The organism is Exiguobacterium sp. s50 (assembly GCF_018618175.1).
Lineage (GTDB): Bacteria > Bacillota > Bacilli > Exiguobacteriales > Exiguobacteriaceae > Exiguobacterium > Exiguobacterium chiriqhucha.
Window position 1 is genome coordinate 177,848 of the sequence record NZ_JACSLP010000001.1, and the last position, 18,872, is coordinate 196,719.

General features: G+C 55.8%; 18 protein-coding genes. 1 reads left to right on the forward strand and 17 read right to left on the reverse strand.

All coding sequences use genetic code 11. From position 1 onward, the window contains the following. Positions 1-21: 21 nt before the first annotated feature. The 5 genes from lpdA to KNP68_RS00985 form a co-directional block, all read right to left on the reverse strand. Entirely contained in the window at positions 22-1,431 is a 1,410-nt protein-coding gene (lpdA, locus tag KNP68_RS00965) for a dihydrolipoyl dehydrogenase (RefSeq protein ID WP_029595279.1), read from the reverse strand. Further along, on the reverse strand, positions 1,415-2,506 hold the full coding sequence (gene buk / locus KNP68_RS00970; protein ID WP_029595278.1) for a butyrate kinase: 1,092 nt from the start codon (positions 2,504-2,506) through the stop codon (positions 1,415-1,417). Before buk ends, lpdA begins: the two co-directional genes overlap by 17 nt. A 1-nt stretch (position 2,507) precedes the next feature. Then, on the reverse strand, positions 2,508-3,629 hold the full coding sequence (locus KNP68_RS00975) for a Glu/Leu/Phe/Val family dehydrogenase (protein WP_021067690.1): 1,122 nt from the start codon (positions 3,627-3,629) through the stop codon (positions 2,508-2,510). Between the two features lie 20 nt (positions 3,630-3,649). Then, positions 3,650-4,546: a phosphate butyryltransferase gene (yqiS, locus tag KNP68_RS00980; protein ID WP_029595277.1), complete on the reverse strand. Its 897-nt coding sequence runs from the start codon at positions 4,544-4,546 to the stop codon at positions 3,650-3,652. Positions 4,547-4,668: 122 nt separating this feature from the next. After that, a complete protein-coding gene (locus KNP68_RS00985; RefSeq protein ID WP_029595276.1) occupies positions 4,669-6,306 on the reverse strand; it encodes a sigma-54-dependent Fis family transcriptional regulator in 1,638 nt (545 codons plus the stop codon). A gap of 131 nt (positions 6,307-6,437) precedes the next feature. On the opposite strand from KNP68_RS00985, the gene KNP68_RS00990 reads away from it, so the two are divergent. Further along, complete coding sequence (locus tag KNP68_RS00990) at positions 6,438-6,686, forward strand: DUF2627 family protein (protein ID WP_021067693.1); 249 nt, start codon at positions 6,438-6,440, stop codon at positions 6,684-6,686. Positions 6,687-7,301: 615 nt separating this feature from the next. Here KNP68_RS00990 and spo0A read toward each other — a convergent pair. The 12 genes from spo0A to accB all read right to left on the reverse strand — a co-directional run bounded on the left by spo0A (position 7,302) and on the right by accB (position 18,823). Then, entirely contained in the window at positions 7,302-8,033 is a 732-nt protein-coding gene (spo0A, locus tag KNP68_RS00995; protein ID WP_021067694.1) for a sporulation transcription factor Spo0A, read from the reverse strand. Continuing rightward, positions 8,034-9,731 (reverse strand): DNA repair protein RecN, encoded by a 1,698-nt coding sequence (gene recN, locus KNP68_RS01000; protein ID WP_021067695.1) that lies wholly within the window; start codon positions 9,729-9,731, stop codon positions 8,034-8,036. 13 nt (positions 9,732-9,744) lie between these two features. Then, positions 9,745-10,194 carry a transcriptional regulator AhrC/ArgR gene (ahrC, locus tag KNP68_RS01005; RefSeq protein ID WP_131471252.1) on the reverse strand — a complete coding sequence of 150 codons (450 nt, stop codon included), beginning with the start codon at positions 10,192-10,194 and terminating at the stop codon, positions 9,745-9,747. A gap of 141 nt (positions 10,195-10,335) precedes the next feature. After that, positions 10,336-11,157, reverse strand: a complete 822-nt coding sequence (locus tag KNP68_RS01010; RefSeq protein ID WP_029595275.1) for a TlyA family RNA methyltransferase — start codon at positions 11,155-11,157, stop codon at positions 10,336-10,338. 6 nt (positions 11,158-11,163) lie between these two features. Next, positions 11,164-13,056, reverse strand: a complete 1,893-nt coding sequence (gene dxs / locus KNP68_RS01015; RefSeq protein WP_058764538.1) for a 1-deoxy-D-xylulose-5-phosphate synthase — start codon at positions 13,054-13,056, stop codon at positions 11,164-11,166. A gap of 123 nt (positions 13,057-13,179) precedes the next feature. Then, a complete protein-coding gene (locus tag KNP68_RS01020; RefSeq protein WP_214714651.1) occupies positions 13,180-14,058 on the reverse strand; it encodes a polyprenyl synthetase family protein in 879 nt (292 codons plus the stop codon). Further along, positions 14,055-14,285, reverse strand: a complete 231-nt coding sequence (gene xseB, locus KNP68_RS01025; RefSeq protein ID WP_029595272.1) for an exodeoxyribonuclease VII small subunit — start codon at positions 14,283-14,285, stop codon at positions 14,055-14,057. Before xseB ends, KNP68_RS01020 begins: the two co-directional genes overlap by 4 nt. Then, positions 14,254-15,603 (reverse strand): exodeoxyribonuclease VII large subunit, encoded by a 1,350-nt coding sequence (xseA, locus tag KNP68_RS01030; protein WP_214798460.1) that lies wholly within the window; start codon positions 15,601-15,603, stop codon positions 14,254-14,256. The genes xseB and xseA overlap by 32 nt, the downstream gene beginning before the upstream one ends. Further along, positions 15,596-16,432 (reverse strand): bifunctional methylenetetrahydrofolate dehydrogenase/methenyltetrahydrofolate cyclohydrolase FolD, encoded by an 837-nt coding sequence (gene folD, locus KNP68_RS01035; RefSeq protein ID WP_021067702.1) that lies wholly within the window; start codon positions 16,430-16,432, stop codon positions 15,596-15,598. Before folD ends, xseA begins: the two co-directional genes overlap by 8 nt. A gap of 88 nt (positions 16,433-16,520) precedes the next feature. Then, positions 16,521-16,904 carry a transcription antitermination factor NusB gene (gene nusB, locus KNP68_RS01040; protein ID WP_021067703.1) on the reverse strand — a complete coding sequence of 128 codons (384 nt, stop codon included), beginning with the start codon at positions 16,902-16,904 and terminating at the stop codon, positions 16,521-16,523. A gap of 112 nt (positions 16,905-17,016) precedes the next feature. Continuing rightward, the gene (accC, locus tag KNP68_RS01045) at positions 17,017-18,360 is read right to left on the reverse strand and encodes an acetyl-CoA carboxylase biotin carboxylase subunit (RefSeq protein WP_214798463.1); all 1,344 of its coding nucleotides are present in this window, start codon (positions 18,358-18,360) and stop codon (positions 17,017-17,019) included. Positions 18,361-18,367: 7 nt separating this feature from the next. After that, entirely contained in the window at positions 18,368-18,823 is a 456-nt protein-coding gene (accB, locus tag KNP68_RS01050; protein ID WP_029595270.1) for an acetyl-CoA carboxylase biotin carboxyl carrier protein, read from the reverse strand. Between the last annotated feature and the right edge of the window lie 49 nt (positions 18,824-18,872).

Below are 18,872 nucleotides of genomic sequence, written 5' to 3' on the forward strand. Positions count from 1 at the left end.
CTGTTCCATTCTGTTTCCTCCTTAGGCGTGAATCGGTAATCCGTCAACGGCCAGTGCCGCTTCTTGGAACGCTTCGCTCAGCGCCGGGTGAGGATGGACGAGTTGGCCCATTTCCCATGCCGTGGCGTTCAAGACGAGAGCGAGTCCGCCTTCTGTGATTAATTCCGTCGCTTTCGGCCCGACGATGTGTACACCGAGCAGGTCGTCCGTCGTCTTGTCCGACACGAGTTTGACGAATCCATCCGCTTGCCCTTCGATACGGGCCTTGCCGAGGCCGTTGAAACGATACGTGCCCGTTTTGACTTCATGCCCGGCTGCTTTGGCACCTTCTTCGGTCATGCCGACCGATGCGACTTCCGGGACCCCATAGACACAACGCGGGATCAAGGCGTAGTCGAGCGGAGTCGGCTCGTGACCGAGAATCGTCTCGACCGCCTTCACACCTTCCGCCGAGGCGACATGGGCGAGTTGAAGTTTGCCGATGCAGTCTCCGATGGCGAAGATGTGACGTTCTTTCGTCCGATACTGTTCATCGACTTGGATGACACCGTTCTCGACGACAATCGATGTGTTCTGTAAGCCGAGATGTTCCGTATTGGCGACCCGTCCGACCGAGACGAGTACACACTCGACCGAGATCGTCTCTTCGCCGACCGCGAGCGAGACGGCATCGGTTGCTACTTCTGTACGCTCCGGGTCGACGGTGACGTTCTTCAACACACGGACGCCCCGTTTTTTCAGGAGTCGCTCGACTTCCCGTGACACCGCCTTGTCTTCGAGCGGCAACAGACGCTCCCCGACTTCAATCAGCGTGACCGCGACATCAAGGTCGATGAGCATCGAGGCCCATTCGACACCGATGACCCCACCGCCGACGATGGCGATGGATTCTGGCAACTGTTCGAACTGGAGCAGGTCGTCCGAGTTCAAGATGCGTGTATGGTCAAACGGCAGCCCTGGCAGTTCGCGCGGAATCGACCCTGTCGCGATGATGAGCTGGTTCGGCAAGATGAGCTCGGACTCACCGGATTCGTCTTCAACCGCGACCGTTCCCGGCTGCGGCGAGAAGATGCTCGGTCCCAAAATCGATGCCTTTCCGCGAAACACCTCGATTTTACCTTGCTTCATCAAGTGCTCAATACCTTTTTCTAGTCCCGCGACCAAGTCGCGTTTGAACGACTGGGCCCGCTCCATGTTGAACGAAACGGATCCCGTCTCAACACCGTACGTGCTCCCGTGTTTTGCCGTCTGATAGACGTGGGCCGCTTTCAACAACGCCTTCGTCGGGATGCAGCCTTTATGTAGACATGTCCCGCCGAGTTTCTCGGCCTCCACGATTGCGACAGTTTTCCCGGCTTGGGCCGCCTTGATGGCTGCGACATATCCGCCAGGACCGCCGCCGATGACGACGATCTCATATTCTCGTGCCATGTGTATCCCCCTCATATTCTCGAACTGCTTCTTCATGTCGGATGGCCCGGAGTGCGCCTTCGGCGAGTGCCTTCAGCTCATCTTCGCCCGGATAGATGTGAACCGGCGCCAAATAGCCGACGCGCGCACTGATTTGCTCGGTCAGCCAAGTCGAATAGGCGATGCCACCCGTCAACAGAATCGCGTCGACGTCGCCGCGTAGGGTGGCGCCATGTTTGGCGATTTCCTGGGCGACGCGGTATGCCATCGTCTCGTAAAGAAGAGCGGCCTGTTCATCGCCATCTGCCATGCGCTGTTCGATCTCGATCGCGTCGAACGTTCCGAGGTGGGCAAAAAGCCCGCCTCGTCCGACGATTTTCTGTTTCATTTCCGACTCTTTATACCTGGTACTATAACATAGTTCTACTACCTGTCCAACAGGAATCGAGCCTGCCCGTTCCGGTGCGAGCGGCCCGTCGCCGTCGAGTCCGTTGTTCACATCGATGACTGCCCCTTTGGCGTGGGCACCGACTGTGATACCTCCTCCGAGGTGGGCGATAATCAAGTTAAGCTGTTTGTAATCGCTTCCATTTTCGGCCGCGAAACGTTTTGCGACCGCCTTTTGATTCAAGGCGTGGAAGATGCTGCGACGATTGATCTCCGGCATTCCCGTCGCACGCGCGAGCGGGCCGAGCTCATCGACGACGACTGGATCGACGATGAAATTCGGTACCTGAAATAATTCACCGAGTTTATAAGCGAGTAGTCCGCCCAAGTTCGAGGCATGCATCCCGAAACGACCGCTCGCCAAATCTTCACGCATGAGCGGGTTGACAGCGTACGTCCCCGATGTCATCGGGGCCAGCAATCCCCCGCGACCGACGATTGCGGACAAGTCCTCGCCCGCAATGCCCGTTTCGGCCAATAAGTCCCGCACTTCACGTTCTCGATGCGGGAGTTGCTCCGGAAGTGACAATCCTGTGACGTCGGCCTCGTGACGGACGGTACGAGATAAAATCTCGTCCGCTCCGTCAAACAAGCCGACCTTCGTCGAAGTCGAACCCGGGTTGATGGCGAGAATGAGCTGTCGTGTCATCTCAGCGCCCACCGAGTAAGCTCTTTTCGACTTTCAAGAACTGGCTGCGCGAACGCGACATCATCTGAATCCGCTCCTCTGCCATCTTCTCGGCGGCGACATGCGTCGGTACCCCGTCGCGCTCGGCAATCTCGAAGACGCGCTGCATGTTGTCATAGATGAGTTCGACTTTCTTCATCGCCCGCTCACGGTTATAGCCTTCGAGCTCGTCGGCCACGTTGATGACACCGCCCGCGTTGATGACGAAGTCCGGCGCATACAGAATGCCGCGCTCCTCGAGCACGTCCCCGTGACGATCCTCAGCGAGCTGGTTATTGGCCGCACCGGCGACGATTTGAGCCTTGAGTAGCGGGATCGTCTTGTCATTGATGATCGCACCGAGCGCACACGGGGCGAAGATGTCACAATCGACCGCATAAATCTCGTCCGGTTTGACGACCGTCGCGCCGAAGTCCGTCTCCGCGCGTTTGAGCGCCTCTTCGTTAATGTCGGTGACGACCAAGTGGGCCCCTTCTTCATGTAAGTGACGGCACAAGTTGTAGGCGACGTTGCCGACCCCTTGGACAGCGACCGTCTTGCCGGCGAGCGAATCCGAACCGAACTTCCATTTCGCTGCCGCCTTCATGCCGCGATACACGCCATACGCCGTCACCGGCGATGGGTTGCCGCTCGATCCGAACGCCGGGCTGACGCCGGTCACGTAATCCGTTTCCATGTGGATGAAGTCCATATCGGCGACCGACGTATTGACGTCCTCGGCCGTGATATAGCGTCCGCTGAGCGATTGCACGTAACGACCGAATGCACGGAACAACGCCTCTGATTTGTCCGTCTTCGCATTGCCGATGATGACGGCCTTCCCGCCACCAAGGTTGAGTCCCGCCGCCGCGTTTTTGTACGTCATCCCTTTTGCGAGACGAAGGACGTCCGTGAGCGCTTCTTCTTCCGACGCATAGTTCCACATCCGCAGCCCCCCGAGAGCCGGCCCGAGTGTCGTGTCATGAATGGCGATAATCGCCTTCAGTCCTGACGCCTGGTCTTGGCAAAAGACGATTTGCTCATAGTCCTCGGCCTGCAAGACGTCGAAAATTCGAAAGCGTGGTTCCATGTTTGTTTCCATCATTGATGATTCCTCCATAAAATTTATTTTTTAGCGTGCAAGAGCGCGAATGCGAGTGAGTACAGTTTGGCCTCGGCCGTATCGGCCCGGCTCGTCAAAACGACCGGTGCGGCTGCGCCGACGACGATCGCCGCCACGCTCGCTCCGGCGAAGTACATCATCGACTTATAAAGGACGTTGCCGACCTCTATGTATGGGACGAGCAATAGGTCGGCTTGTCCGGCGACCTCACTCTCGATGCCTTTTTGTTTGGCCGCGACCATGTCGACGGCGTTATCGAGCGCAAGCGGTCCGTCGACGACACATCCTTTGATTTGGCCGCGACGGTTCATTTGGGCGAGCAGCGCCGCGTCTGTCGTGGCGGCCATCTGTGGATTGACCACTTCGACGGCGGCGATGGCAGCGACACGCGGTAGCTCGTACCCGATGTCTGTCATCGCATCGACCGCATTGGCGATGATGTCCACTTTCTCTTCGAGCGTCGGCGCGATATGGATGGCCGCGTCGGTCACACCGATTAATCGTTCCCGGTTCGGGATTTGAAATAAGGCGATATGGCTGAGCGTCCGGTTCGTCCGGAGTCCTGCCTCGCGGCTGAGCACAGCTTTCATGAACGTCGACGTCGCGACCATTCCTTTCATGAGCACATCCGCTTCTCCTGTCTTGACCGCGAGCGTCGCTCGTTTGGCAATCTCTTTATCGCCTTTGATGTGGATGATATCGACCGCGTGATCTTCGATGCCGTGCTCGTCGCATAATCGTTTAATCTCCCGGGCATCTCCAATCAATTTAAATCGAGATAGACCGTGATCGGTCGCGAGTTTGACGGCGCGAATGACCTCCACATCGGCGGCCCCGGCAATCGAGACGGTGCGCCCGTCCAACCGCTTCGCCTTTTCGAGCATCCGTTCAAAATTCATGCATGTCCCCCCTTGCCTGTCTTCATCCACTAACAAGCAATTTTGTTTCCACTTTTGAAAGCGCTTTAATAGGTCGTATACTCTGCACTTTTTTGCGTGGTATGAAAAAAAATGCAGGTAATTTATTGCATACGTTCAAGTTTATTATACAGCGTCCGAATCGAAATGTGTAATCGCCGGGCGGCCTCTGACTTGTTGCCGTCCGCCTCCTCGATGGCCCGTTCAATCAAATCACGCTCATAGCGCGACACGGCATCCTGTAACGACAGCGCGTCGGTCGGTCGGGCCGATGCGACACGCGGTGACAGCTGTAGGTGGTGCGGCGCGATCCACTGCTCGGAACTCGCCATATAGATGATCGCCCGCCCGAGGACATTCTCGAGCTCTCGGACGTTGCCTTTCCAATACTGATTCTTCAACAGCTCGGTCGCCTCGCGGTTCACCCCACGCACGCTGCGGCCGTACTCTTGGTTCAGCTTGCGGACGATGCGTTCGCAGAGTGGCTCGATTTCTTCGAGCCGGTCCCGGAGCGGCGGGATGTGGATCGGCATCCGGTTGATCCGGTAATATAAGTCTTCACGGAACGTGCCGTCCGCCACTTTTTGTTCAAGGTCGGCGTTCGTCGCCGCGATGATGCGGACGTCGACCGGGATCGCATTCGTGCCCCCGACCCGGACGATCTCATGCTCTTGCAGGACACGGAGGAGTTTGACTTGGACATCGACCGGGAGTTCGCCGATCTCGTCTAGGAAGAGAGAGCCGCCATCGGCCTCTTCGAAATAACCGACCTTCCCCCCGCGTTTCGCCCCGCTGAAGGCGCCGTCCTCGTAGCCGAACAATTCACTCTCGAGCAGCGTCGGGGAGATGGCCGCACAATTGACGCGGACGAACTTTTTATATTTGCGCGGTGACTCCCCATGAATGGCGTGGGCGAACAGTTCCTTGCCCGTCCCCGACTCCCCGCGAATAAGGACGGTGACCGGCGTGACCGCGGCGAGGCGGGCCTGTTCGATGACGAAGCGCATCGCGTCGCTCGACGCGATGATGTCGGCGAACTGGTATTTCGCCTCGAGGTTGCGGATGCGTGTCTTCGCTTCTTGCAGCTCGTCACGGAGCGCTCGGATTTGAGACACGTCCCGGATGACACCGACCGACCCGCGCAACTTCCCTTCGACGATAATCGGTTCGGCATTGACGAGAATGTCGCGCCGCGTCGCCCCGATTTGCATCCGGATATCGCGGACTCCTTGCCCGGTCGACAGCACTTTCAAGTGGACACTCTCCTGCATGCCGATGTCGGCCGTCGCCGGCTTGTCGACGACGTCTTCTTTCTTGAATCCCGTCAGTCGCGTATAGGACGGGTTGATTAAAATCGTGTTCCCGTTGTGGTCGGCGACCGAGATGGCCTCGCTCGTACAGTCGATAATCGCCTCGAGCATCTGTTGATTTTGCTTCAGCCGTTCGACGACGATGCGGATGAACTCGCCAGGCAAGACGACCGCGTCGGCGAAATGTCCTTTCAATTCATCGAACGTCTCGGAGCGGCCCGTCGTCTCGATCACGAAATCGGGACGCTTGTCGGCACATGCCCGCCAATCCTCCGCCGTCATAATCCCCTGGTTCCGCGCGAGTTGCATCCCTTCGGCCGTCTGTTCCGGGTCGATGACGGCGACGACGGTGACGAGCGGCGAGTCGAGCAACATTTTCAGCACTTCGGTCCCGCCTTTTCCCGCACCGACAATCATCAATCGTTTATTCATTCTGAAATCCCCCAATTTTACCGTTCTGCATTCATGCTACTGAACCTGAACTGATTTCGCAACCTCACAAAAAAGGCCGTGTCGAGCTATGTATTTTCTGGTAAACTTATGAGTGTTAAGGAGGAGATCCTATGCGCATCATCGCACTGTTGATCTTAATCATCCCTGGCCTCTTCGGTGTCTATGGCATCAAGTTACTTCGCGACAGTTTCTTCCTCAAGACGAGCGTCCCGTTCTCTTGGATCGAGTCGGTGGCAGCCGCCTCGATGTTACAAGGAACGTTCGGACTGTTGATCGCGATGGGCGGGATCGGTTTCGTGGCAGGTTATATCTTCAATCGTGACAAGAAAACAGGCAAAGTCCCACGAATAGATTCTTGAACACAAAAAAAGGTTCCCTAACTTGACTTCATTTCAAGTGCGGAACCTTTTTATTCGTATTGAATTGTGATCACTACGGATGATCTCCTCTCCTACTTGCTACAATCTTGTGACATGAGGGTCCAATGGTCTTCTTAATGAAGAAGTTTGAAAGAAATTAGTAACTGCCGTCTTGCGTGAACGGAAACGTACCCATTCGAGTTACTAACGATTATTCATCGGGTCATGTCGAACCATCCATCGTGAAGTCGAACGCTTGCAATAAACTGTTCAACGGTTGACAACACTCCTTTTGGTCAACTGAACGATTCGTTTTCCCCGGTCACGGTCCCTAGCTTCGAACTCGATGCCGGAATCGCCTCGCGAATGAGCGTACGTCGCGACCTCTCGTCGGGACGATGACGATTTGAGATGTCGTTCCCACCTCTGAGCTATTGACGGATAGCGGTCCGAGATGATTTCTTGCTCTAACACGTTCCGGAACACGTTAGAAAGCGTTCATCTGACGCTCGTCCAAGTAACTTGGTACACCTTTATTATAACAAGTTCCGCATGATTTGCAAGCGCTTTCTTTCACAAAGTAAAAGAAAATCAGGAGGCGGGCCTCCTGATCGATCATTGCTGTTTAAACGATTGATACGTGACGAAATACGAGATAAATTCCGAGTTTTTCGGACTGCGCTCGCGCTCGGGGCGACCGTTGAACATCTCGTGGTCCCGCATCCCGTTCTCCCACGCCGTCTTGATGGCGTGGCGCATCGCCCGCTCGACGCGGGACGAGGTCGTCTCATGCTCTTTCGCGATCATCGGATAGAGCTCCTTCGTAATCAATCCGAGCAGCTCCTGACGCTCTCGGACGTAGACGACGGCTTGGCGGATATATTTGAACCCTTTGATGCGCGGCGAGATGCCGAGTTGTTGCAGCAAGAGCGAGATGTCGAGTTCTTCCGGCGACATCGCTTCGAACTCACGGCTCGAACCGGCAGCGAGTTCGCGGATTTTCGTGATCAATTGTTGAATGTTGAACGGCTTGACCAGAAAGTAAGAAGCGCCGAGTTGAACGGCCTGCTTCGTGACTTCATCTTTCCCGAACGCACTGAGCATAATCACTTCTGGTTTAGCGTGCGCCAATTCCGTCTGTAACCGTTCGAGGACGCCGATGCCGTCTAAGTGAGGCATGATGATGTCGAGCAACAGCACGTCCGGCTGGTGTGTCTTGACGACGTCTAAGCATGCCTCGCCGTCGTAGGCGGTCCCAACGACTTTTAAGTCGTCTTCGGACTCGAGTTGGCGGGTCAACAAATCGACGATTTCTCGATTGTCGTCCGCGATGCATAATGTAATCAATTAAGACACCCCTTCGATAAACTTCCGTTTTAATTGGAGAGACATAGTGAGCAGTTCCTCCACGTGTTGTTTCGTCAATTCCGTCATCTGCGCCCCAGCAATCATCCGTCCGAGCTCATCGACCCGTTCGGCATGCCCGAGCGTCGAGACGTTCGTCTTCGTGCGCTCATCCGTCTCCGTCTTCGTGATATACAAGTGTTGGTCCGCCATGGCGGCCACTTGAGCCAAATGGGTGATGCAGAGCACTTGTGACCCGACCGACAACCGGAAAATCTTCTCGCCCATCGCTTGGGCGACCCGTCCCGACACGCCTGTGTCGACTTCGTCGAAGATGATGGACGCGACACCGACCGTACGCGAGAAAATCGACTTCAACGCGAGCATGACGCGGGATAGTTCTCCGCCTGAAGCGACTTTGGCGAGCGGCTTGAACGGTTCGCCGACGTTCGTCATCATATAGAACTCGACTTGGTCGAGTCCGTCTGCCTTGAACGGCCCTTCTTTGAACCGGACTTCGAACTGGGTCTTCTCCATATACAATTCCTTCAATTCACGCTGAATCGCTTTCTCGAGCTCGGTCGCCGCTTGTTTGCGGGCCGCCGATAACGCTAGTCCGGTCGTACGCACTTTTTGTTCGAGCTGGGCGAGCCGGTCCGATAGTTCTTGCAAGTGTTCTTCCCGATTCGTCATCGATTTTAACTCGTCGGCGATTTTTTCCCCATACGTGATGACCTCGTCGATCGTGGCCCCGTATTTCCGTTTCAACTGTTGGAACAAGGCGAGCCTCGTCTCAATTTCATCGAGCCGAATCGGATCAAATTCGAGTGAATCGAGCTGATCGCGCAACTGGAATTTGGCGTCCTCGAGCAAGAAATAAGCGTTCGAGATTGTTTCGGCCATCGGCGCGAGCGATGTCGACAATGAGGAAGCTTCCTCCATCTCGCGCATGGCGATCCCGATTTGATCGAGACCTTTCGCCTCATCCGCGACGGCCTCATACGATAACCGGACGTGCTGATGAATCCGCTCGAAGTTGGCGAGCTCGTTCCGTTCCTCGGTGAGCGCCTGTTCTTCTCCGACCTTCAGTTCGGCCGCCTCAATCTCATTCGTCTGGAACGCGAGCAGGTCCATGCGCTGGGCCAGTTCTTGTTCGCTTTGACTCAATCGTTTCAACTCGTCGGCGACGTTCTTCCAATCGACGTAAGCCTCTCGATAACGTTCGAGGAGCGGGGCGAGCTCGGTTTCGGCAAAACTATCTAAAATGCCGAGATGGTATTCGGCATCCATCAAGTGCTGGTGCTCATGCTGGCCATGAATATCGACGAGCAGCCGTCCGAGCTCGCGAAGCGTCGACAGCGGCATCATCTTACCGTTGACACGGCAAACACTCTTTCCGCTACTATGTAGGTCGCGGCGCAAAATGACGGTCCCTTCTTCAATCTCGATGCCGTATTGGGTCGCCGCCTCGATGATCGGATGGTCTGGTTCGACGTTGAACAGCCCTTCGATCTCCGCCTTGTCTTGACCATAGCGGACGAACTCGCTCGAGCCGCGGCCCCCGACGAGCAGGCCGATCGCATCGAGCAGAATCGATTTCCCCGCCCCGGTCTCACCCGTCAATACGGTCATCCCACGCTTGAACGTGATATTCAGTTCATCGATGATCGCAAATTGTTTGATCGATAGTTCTGCTAACATACGATAATTCACCTCATAACATTCCGAGTAGTCGTTCGATGATTCGCTTCGCTTGCTCTTCGTCCCGGGCGATCATCAAGATCGTGTCATCGCCACATACGGTCCCAATCAATTCGTCCCATGACAAATGGTCGATTAACACGCCGATCGCATCCGCGTTGCCAGGCAACACTTTCATGACGACCAAGTTTTGGGCCGAGTCGACCGAGACGAAACTGTCGCCAAGAATCCGTTTCATTTTCCCATACGGGTTAAAGCGCTGGTCGGCCGGCAGACTATACTTATAGCGGCCGTCGTTGAGCGGTACTTTCACGAGATGGAGCTCTTTGATGTCCCGCGACACGGTCGCCTGTGTCACTGGATATCCAGAGCGATGCAACTCGTCGACGAGCTCGTCTTGCGTCTCGATTTCACGATTTGTCACGATTTCTCGAATTTTAATCAAACGCTGTCCTTTATTCATCCTCGCTGACACCTCATTTGTTGTTTCGCATACTCAGTATCATTCTAAAGTATTGTCGAAAAAAGGTCTAGCATTCGCAGGATGATTTCCCCAGTCGGTCGCATTCCCACATGAAAAAGCTGCAGACGGTTCGTCTGCAGCTCAAGCGTTCTTCTTCAATTGCGCGTGGGCGGCGTCGATGACCGCGTCCACGTCGATGGCTGGGTCGACACTGCCGACACCGGTGAAACGGGCGAACAATAAGAATTCGATATTCCCATCCCCACCGGTGATCGGTGAAAAGTCGAGTCCCGCGACTTCGAATCCTTCCGAGGCGAAGTAACGGACCATGTCGTCGACGACCCGTTCATGGATGGCGCGGTCCCGGACGATGCCTTTTTTGCCGACATCGGCCTTCCCGGCCTCAAATTGCGGTTTGACGAGCGCCATGACGATGCCGTTAGGCTTCAAGATCGTCTTCAACGGCGGAATCATGAGCCGAAGTGAGATGAACGAGACATCGATCGTCGCGAAATCCGGCGTCACCGGGAACTGGTCAGCGGTCGCATGGCGGAAGTTCATCCGCTCCATGACGACGACACGGTCATCGCTCCGAAGTTTCCACGCCAACTGGTTATAGCCGACGTCGACGGCATACATTTGCGTGGCCCCGTTTTGGAGCGCACAATCGGTGAAACCGCCTGTCGATGAGCCGATATCGATGCCGATGTTACCAGCCACATCGAACGGGAAGACTTGGAGCGCTTTTTCAAGCTTCAGTCCGCCCCGTCCGACGTATGGCAACACTTGGCCTTTCACTTCGAGCGGAATGTCGTCGAACACTTTGTCGCCCGCCTTGTCGAGCCGTTCGGTCCCGCTATAGACGAGCCCGGCCATGACAGATCGCTTCGCCTTCTCTCTCGTCTCCGCTAAGCCGCGGTCGACGAGGAGCACATCTAATCTAGTTTTCTTTCGTTTTTCCATAGTTCCTCACACATTCTGTCGATTTGTCACTTGAACGAACTGCTGAACCGAGTCAGCGATTTGCGTCGGACGGAGCCCGATTTCTTCGAGTAGCTGATTGACGCCGCCGTGTTCGATATAGCGGTCCGGAATGCCGAGTCGGAGCACACGCGGGAACTGCCCCGCATCGCTCGCATGTTCGAGCACGCTGCTGCCGAAGCCACCGGCGAGCGCCGCTTCCTCTAACGTGACGAGCGGGATGCCTTCCGCATATAAAGCGGAGAGCATAACATCGTCGAGCGGTTTAATCGTCCGAGCGTTGATGACGCGGACGCTCACTTGTCCTTCAAGCAGCGCGCGTACTTCGAGCGCGTCTTGCACTTGTGGACCGAACGTCAAGATGGCGACGTCCGTCCCGTCTGCAACCGTCTCCCAGACGTCGAGCGGCAATTCGCGGAGCGTCTCGCTCATCGGTGTGCCGATTCCTTCACCACGCGGGAAGCGGACGGCAATTGGACCATCATCATACTTCAGCGCTGAATAGACAAGATGTTGCAACTCTTCCTCGTCTTTCGCCATCAAGATGCGAATATTCGGGACATGACGCATAAAGGCGATATCGAATACCCCTTGGTGCGTCTCCCCGTCCGCTCCGACGAGACCAGAACGATCGATTGTGAAGACGACGTTCAAGTTTTGACGGCAAATGTCGTGCACGAGCTGATCATAGGCGCGTTGGAAGAACGTCGAATAAATCGAGACGACCGGCTTCAAGCCTTGTGTCGCCTGTCCTCCGGCCAATGTGACCGCATGCTGTTCGGCGATGCCGACGTCAAACATCCGCTCCGGGAATTGCTTGTTGAAGCAATCGAGTTTCGAGCCGACGCTCATCGCGGGTGTGATGAGTGTCACGCGCTCGTCCGTCTCGGCAACTTTCGTGATCGTCTCAGCGACGACCTTCGAATAGCTCGGTCCTTTGACCTTGCCTTTGATGACTTCTCCCGACTCGATTTTATACGGTCCGAGGCCGTGCCACGTGCCGACACCATCGAGTTCGGCCGGGCGATAGCCCTTGCCTTTTTTCGTGATGACGTGGACGATGACCGGTCCATCGATTTTCTTGGCATATTCGAGCGTCTCAAGCAGGTCGCGTAAATCGTGACCGTCTGTCGGTCCGAAGTACGTGAATCCGAGCTCTTCGAAGAACGTCCCCGGGATGAGCGCTGATTTCAACATATCCTTCACACGTTCCCCGCTCCGTTCGAGCGAGTTGCCGACGATCGGGATATGTTTGATGAGCGTTTCGACTTCCTCACGGGCGTGTTTCAGTTTACGAGACGAGCGCATCCGACCGAGCATATTGTGCAAGGCACCGACGTTCGGGGCGATTGACATCTCATTGTCGTTCAAGATGACGATGACGTTTTGTTTCTCGGCGCCGATATGGTTGAGTGCTTCGAGCGCCATTCCCCCTGTGAGCGCCCCGTCCCCGATGATGGCGATGGCCCGGTCGTTCGCGCGCCCTTTCAATTCGTTCGCGATGGCGATTCCCATCGCGGCCGATAAGGACGTCGAGCTGTGCCCCGTCTCCCAGACGTCATGATCGCTCTCACAACGTTTCGGGAACCCGCATAAGCCGTTGTATTGACGGAGCGTGTCGAACTGACTCGTTCGTCCTGTCAAGATTTTGTGGACGTAGGCTTGATGCCCCACATCCCATACGAGTTGGTCTTTCGGACTGTCAAATACACGGTGCAAGGCAAGCGTCAATTCGACAACCCCTAGGTTTGGTCCCAAGTGCCCTCCCGTTTCAGCCAATTTTTCAATCAAAAACCGTCTGATGTCCGCGCCGAGTGCTTCTAACTCGGGTACCGACATCTTTTTTAAGAATGACGGGTCTTGAATGGATGTCAAGTCCATGATGACCATCCTTTCTCCTGTCTTATTACTGATTCGTACCTTACATTTTACAAGAATGTGTCCATAGATGCTATACATTCACAAAAACAAAGGTGACACGATGTGCTCATCGTGTCACCGAGATTAATGATTGCGCTGCACGACGAAGTCGAGAAGCTCTCGTAAACGGGGGGCCTCGACCGATAGTTCGGCCAATGCAGCCTCACTTTCCGTGACTTCCCGTTCGAGCGCTTGCTTCGCCCCATCGAGCCCGAGCAGTTTCGGATACGTCGCTTTATCGTTGCCTTCGTCCGAACCGACCCGCTTCCCGATGAGCGCCTCGTCTCCTTCGACGTCTAAAATATCGTCTTGGATTTGGAAGGCGACACCGAGATGTTTCCCGAAGCGAACGAGCGCCTGTCGGTCCGCCAATGGGGCGTCCGCCAAAATCGCGCCTGCTTCGAGGGCGTATACGAGCAGTGCCCCCGTCTTTCGCTCATGAATCGATTGCAAGGTCGACAGCGACACGCCGGCGCGTTTTTCGGCGAGCATGTCATCGAGCTGACCACCGACCATGCCGGCGCTGCCGGCCGCTTCACTGAAGCGGGCGATGAGCGCGACGCTCTTCACTGGTTCGAGCTCCGCATGGGCCAGAATCCGAAACGCGTCCGTCAATAGGGCGTCGCCTGCGAGAATCGCGGTCGCCTCATCGAACTGACGGTGATTCGTCGGACGCCCACGCCTTACGTCGTCATCATCCATCGCCGGAAGGTCGTCGTGGATGAGCGAGTACGTGTGGACCATCTCGAGGGCGACAGCCGCTTCATGACCGAGCGCCCGCGGACGTCCGTATGTATCGAGGACGGCATAAAGGAGAGCCGGACGAATCCGTTTCCCCCCTGCCTCGAGTGAGTACGTCATCGATTGGAACAAACGGTCCGGCATCGACGACGCGTCAATGAGACGGCGTGTCGCCGTCTCGACTTCCTGTTTCCACTCTTGAAGATAGGCTTGCGCGCTCATACGGTGCCACCCTTTTCACGGAGCGTCCCGTCGAGTTCGAGAATCTCGTCCATCTTCTGTTCCGCGGCCGTCAGTTTGGCCTGACAGAGTGCCGACAAGCGGACACCTTCCTCATAGAGGGTCATCGCTTCTTCAAGGGCGACTTCTCCTGTCTCGAGTTGCGTCACGATTTCCTCGAGGCGGGCGAGTGCCGCTTCAAACGTCTGTTCTGCTTGTTGTTTCGCCATCATGTCTCTCCTTCACTTCCGCAACGGCTTGGCCATCCCGAAACCGGATTGTCACCAGGCCGTCATGTAGTTGTTTGACATCTTTCACGTACGTCCCATCCTGCTCAATCAACGTATATCCTCGAGCGAGCACGGCGAGAGGACTGACCGCGTTCAAGCGACCGACTTGGGCTGCAAAGCGGTCCGTCGGTCGTTCGAGTGGGCGGATGCGCTTGAGGCGACCGTCGAATTGTCGGTGTGTCTCCTCGTTGCGACGAAGCGTCTGCGCCAGCTTTCGGACATCGAGCTGTTGTCGGGACTGGGCAAGGCGATGTTTGGCATGTGTCACTTGTTTCGTGACACCTTGTTCGAGCCGAATCTCGGCTTGTTCGAACCGCTCCCGCTTTTGTGTGAGCGTGAAGCGGGGCGACATTAAGCCGTAACTGTTCGTCGCCCGACCGAGCCGTTCCCGAATCGAGGACATCTGATTCGTGACGGACCGGGTCAACTGGGCCGTCAACCGTTCGACGTCTTTTCGTTGCGCCTCGATCGTCGCTGTCGCGAGCTCTGCCGCCGCCGTTGGTGTCGCGGCCCGCACGTCGGCGACAAAGTCAGCCAACGTGAAATCGGTCTCGTGCCCGACGGCCGAGATGACAGGAATCCTAGATTCGTGAATCGCTTCGACGACGACGTCCTCGTTGAACGCCCATAACTCTTCAATCGACCCGCCACCTCGGCCGACGATTAACACGTCGCAATCGGTGCGTTCGTTCATCCACCGAATCGCGCTCGCCACTTGCGGGGCGGATTGATCGCCTTGGACGGCGACGGGCGCGAACGTGATGGCCACGTGCGGCGCACGTCGTCTGAGTGTCGTGGCGATATCGTGGAGGGCCGCGCCTTTCGGCGAAGTGATAATCCCGATTCGCTCCGGGAAGGCCGGCAGCGGACGTTTCCGTTCCGCTGCGAACCATCCCTTCGCCTCGAGTTCACGTTTTCGTGCCTCATACCGTTCGAACAACATCCCGATGCCGTCCTGTCGCATCAGTTCGACGTACAGCTGGATGTCGCCTGTCGACTCGTACATCGTCACGCGGGCGACGACGATCACATTCATCCCGTCTTTCGGTTCGAAGTTGAGCGTCCGGGCGTCACGAGAGAACATGACCGCCTTCATCCGCGACGATTCGTCTTTGAGGGTAAAATAACAGTGCCCGGAGGCGTACCGTTTGAAGTTCGAAATCTCGCCGATGACGGCAAGTTGTTGCAGAATCGGGTCATCGTCGAGCTGTCGCTTCACGTAGCGGACGACTTCGGAAACTTGAATCGGATTAGCCACGAGAGGCGACCTCGACCGTGTTGTGCATGAGCATCGTAATCGTCATCGGGCCGACACCACCCGGAACAGGGGTGATGGCGCTCGCGACATCACGGACACCTGCAAAGTCGACGTCCCCGACGAGACGACTGTCGACGCGGTTGACACCGACATCGATGACGATCGCCCCAGGTTTGACCATGTCAGCTGTGACGAGACCGGCCCGACCGACGGCGACAATCAAAATATCGGCCTGCCGTGTCATCGCCCCGAGATCATTCGTCTTCGAATGGCAGTAGGTCACGGTCGCGGATTCGTTCAAGAACAGCATCCCGACCGGTTTCCCGACGATTTGGCTGCGACCGACGACGACGACGTGCTTGCCGACCAAGTCGGTCTGCGTCTTGACGAGGTGCAGAATCCCGTGCGGTGTACATGGCAATAGCGTCTCGAGACCGAGCATCATCTTCCCGACATTCGTCGGATGGAACCCATCCACGTCTTTGTCCGGTGAGATGCGCATAATGACGCGATTCTCATCGATATGCTTCGGCAACGGCAACTGCACGAGAATACCGTGCAACTCGTCGTCCGCGTTCATCGAATCAATCAGTTCGAGCACTTCACGTTCTGAAATCGTGTCATCGAAGCGAATCACTTGCGAATCGATGCCGATGTCAGCCGCTGCCCGTTCTTTCCCCCGGACGTAGCTGTGGCTCGCCGGATCATCCCCGATTAAAATGACTTTCAGTTTCGGTACGATGCCGCGTGCGCGCAGCGCACTGACCCGTTCCTTTAACGTCTCCCGATATGATGCTGCGATTTGTTTCCCGTCGATCACTACTGCCATCTCTCTCATCCCCCGTTGTCTTAGGTTTCTCTGTAGTTGGTGTGGTGTCTTCTCTATTTGTTTAACAGACCGTAATGCTTGTCTTCGCTTACGCTTTGATGATGTTACCGAGCACGCCGTTGACGAGCTTGGCCGCTTCTTCATCGGCGAATGATTTGGCGAGTTCGACCGCCTCGTTGATCGTCACTTTGTCCGGAATCGTCTCGACGTAGAGCAACTCGTACGTCGCCATGCGAAGAATCGTCCGCTCGACATTTCCGAGACGATCGAGTCTCCAGTTTTTCAAGTTTTCGATGAGCAATTCGTCAATCTCATCTTTCTTTTCTAACGTCTCAACGACGAGTTGTTCGTAGAATGGATCCGACTCCATGCCATCGAGGGCAAATTCGATGGCCTCGTCTACCTCAAGTTTTGATACTTCGATTTGAAAAAGCGTTTGAATCGCTTTTTCCCGTGCTTCATGACGTTTCATTCAGATACTCTCCTTTTGCATGCTTTCATTGTGATAGTTTAGCATAAAGCCTCCATAAATTCAGTACAAAAAACCAGGAAGCCCAAATAATGTTCGGGCTTCCTGGTCAAGGTCATTTCGTGAGCGTCATTTCTTTTTCGACAAATTTCGTGTCGAACGCCCCTGTTCGAAAACGTTCATGGGCCATGACTTGTTGATGGAACGGGATCGTCGTGTGGATGCCCGATACGGTGAACTCGTCGAGGGCGCGAAGCATCTTCGCGATCGCCTCTTCCCGAGTCGGGGCATGGACGATCAGCTTCGCCACCATCGAATCATAGAACGGCGGGATGACGGCACCGGCATAGAGACCGCTGTCGACCCGGACGCCCATGCCGCCAGGAACGATATACTGATCGATTTTCCCGGCCATCGGACGGAAATCTGCAAACGGATCTTCCGCATTGATGCGACATTCGATCGAGTGACCACTAAATTTGATGTCCGCCTGGCTGATGGCAAGCGGATGTCCAAGCGCGACTTCGAGTTGTGCTTGGACGAGGTCGAAGCCGGTGATCATTTCGGTGACCGGGTGTTCGACTTGGATTCGCGTGTTCATCTCCATGAAGTAAAACTCGTTCGATTCCGGGACGTAGATAAACTCGATCGTACCCGCACCCGAATACTGAATCGCTTTGGCCGCTTTCACGGCTGCGTCGCCCATCGCTTGACGGGTCGTCTCATCGATTGCCGGAGACGGCGCTTCCTCGACCAACTTCTGCATCCGGCGCTGAATCGTACAGTCCCGCTCCCCGAGGTGGATGACGTTGCCGTATTGATCGGCGAGCACTTGCACCTCGACGTGGCGGAACGACTCAATGTATTTCTCCAAATAGACGTCGCCGTTGCCGAACGCCTGCTTCGCTTCTTTACGTGTGTCGGTGAGCCCTTTCACGAGCTCAGACTCGTCGAAGGCGACACGGATTCCACGTCCTCCGCCTCCGGCCGTCGCCTTGATGATGACCGGATATCCAATCTCGCGGGCGAGTTCGATCGCTTCCTCGTCGGTGACGACACCACTCGACCCCGGGACGACCGGAACGCCCGATTCGATCATCGTTCGTTTCGCCTCGTCCTTGATGCCCATCTTCCGAATCGCATAGCTACTCGGTCCGACGAACTGGATGCCGCACGCCTCGCTCATTTCGGCGAACTCGGCGTTCTCGGCCAAGAAACCATAACCTGGATGAATCATCGTCGCATCGACCGCGCACGCGACCGACAAGATGTTCGGGATATTCAAATATGAGTCTTTCGACGGGTTCGGTCCGATGCAGTATGCCTCATCGGCAAGACGGACGTGCAACGCCTCGCGGTCCGCTTCCGAGAAGACGGCGACCGTCGGGATATTCAACTCTTTCGCGGCCCGGATGATGCGGACCGCAATCTCTCCACGGTTAGCAATGAGTAGTTTCATACATACCTCACTTCACGCTGAAGAGCGCTTGGCCGTATTCGACTAAATCGCCATCTGCGACGAGGATCTCGACGATCTCCCCGCTGATTTCCGTCTCGACATCATTGAACAGTTTCATCGCTTCTAAAATACAGACGACCTGTCCGGCTTCGACGCGGTCGCCGACTTGAACGTAAGCGTCTTTGTCCGGTGCCGGACGCGAATAGAACGTCCCGACCATCGGTGACGTGATCGTGCGCAAGTTGCTCGGCGCAGGTGTTGGTGCCGCTTCTTGTTCTGTCTCGACGACTGGCGCAGGTGCTGTGACCGGGGCCGCGTGCACGATCGGTGTATGAGTAGCGGCGAATTGTGGGGCCGCTTCTTTTTTCAATGAAAGTTTAAACTCCGGCGTCTCGAGTTCCATCTCGTGAACGGACGTCTGATCGAGTAATGTGATCAGCTCTTTAATGTGTTCGATTTGCATGAAATAACCCCCTGTTTATACCTGGTACTAATCTCTACTCTACTATAAC

Bases quoted from the DNA above. Each gene is read 5' to 3' on its own strand.
- KNP68_RS01020 (WP_214714651.1), bottom strand. From the start codon at position 14,058: ATGAGCGCGCAAGCCTATCTTCAAGAGTGGAAACAGGAAGTCGAGACG.
- accB (WP_029595270.1), bottom strand. From the start codon at position 18,823: ATGCAAATCGAACACATTAAAGAGCTGATCACATTACTCGATCAGACG.
- KNP68_RS00985 (WP_029595276.1), bottom strand. From the start codon at position 6,306: ATGAATAAACGATTGATGATTGTCGGTGCGGGAAAAGGCGGGACCGAA.
- yqiS (WP_029595277.1), bottom strand. From the start codon at position 4,546: ATGAATTTTGAACGGATGCTCGAAAAGGCGAAGCGGTTGGACGGGCGC.
- lpdA (WP_029595279.1), bottom strand. From the start codon at position 1,431: ATGGCACGAGAATATGAGATCGTCGTCATCGGCGGCGGTCCTGGCGGA.
- accC (WP_214798463.1), bottom strand. From the start codon at position 18,360: ATGAAACTACTCATTGCTAACCGTGGAGAGATTGCGGTCCGCATCATC.
- KNP68_RS00990 (WP_021067693.1), top strand. From the start codon at position 6,438: ATGCGCATCATCGCACTGTTGATCTTAATCATCCCTGGCCTCTTCGGT.
- buk (WP_029595278.1), bottom strand. From the start codon at position 2,506: ATGACACGACAGCTCATTCTCGCCATCAACCCGGGTTCGACTTCGACG.
- nusB (WP_021067703.1), bottom strand. From the start codon at position 16,904: ATGAAACGTCATGAAGCACGGGAAAAAGCGATTCAAACGCTTTTTCAA.
- folD (WP_021067702.1), bottom strand. From the start codon at position 16,432: ATGGCAGTAGTGATCGACGGGAAACAAATCGCAGCATCATATCGGGAG.
- KNP68_RS01010 (WP_029595275.1), bottom strand. From the start codon at position 11,157: ATGGAAAAACGAAAGAAAACTAGATTAGATGTGCTCCTCGTCGACCGC.
- KNP68_RS00975 (WP_021067690.1), bottom strand. From the start codon at position 3,629: ATGATGGAAACAAACATGGAACCACGCTTTCGAATTTTCGACGTCTTG.
- xseB (WP_029595272.1), bottom strand. From the start codon at position 14,285: ATGGCGAAACAACAAGCAGAACAGACGTTTGAAGCGGCACTCGCCCGC.
- recN (WP_021067695.1), bottom strand. From the start codon at position 9,731: ATGTTAGCAGAACTATCGATCAAACAATTTGCGATCATCGATGAACTG.
- dxs (WP_058764538.1), bottom strand. From the start codon at position 13,056: ATGGACTTGACATCCATTCAAGACCCGTCATTCTTAAAAAAGATGTCG.
- ahrC (WP_131471252.1), bottom strand. From the start codon at position 10,194: ATGAATAAAGGACAGCGTTTGATTAAAATTCGAGAAATCGTGACAAAT.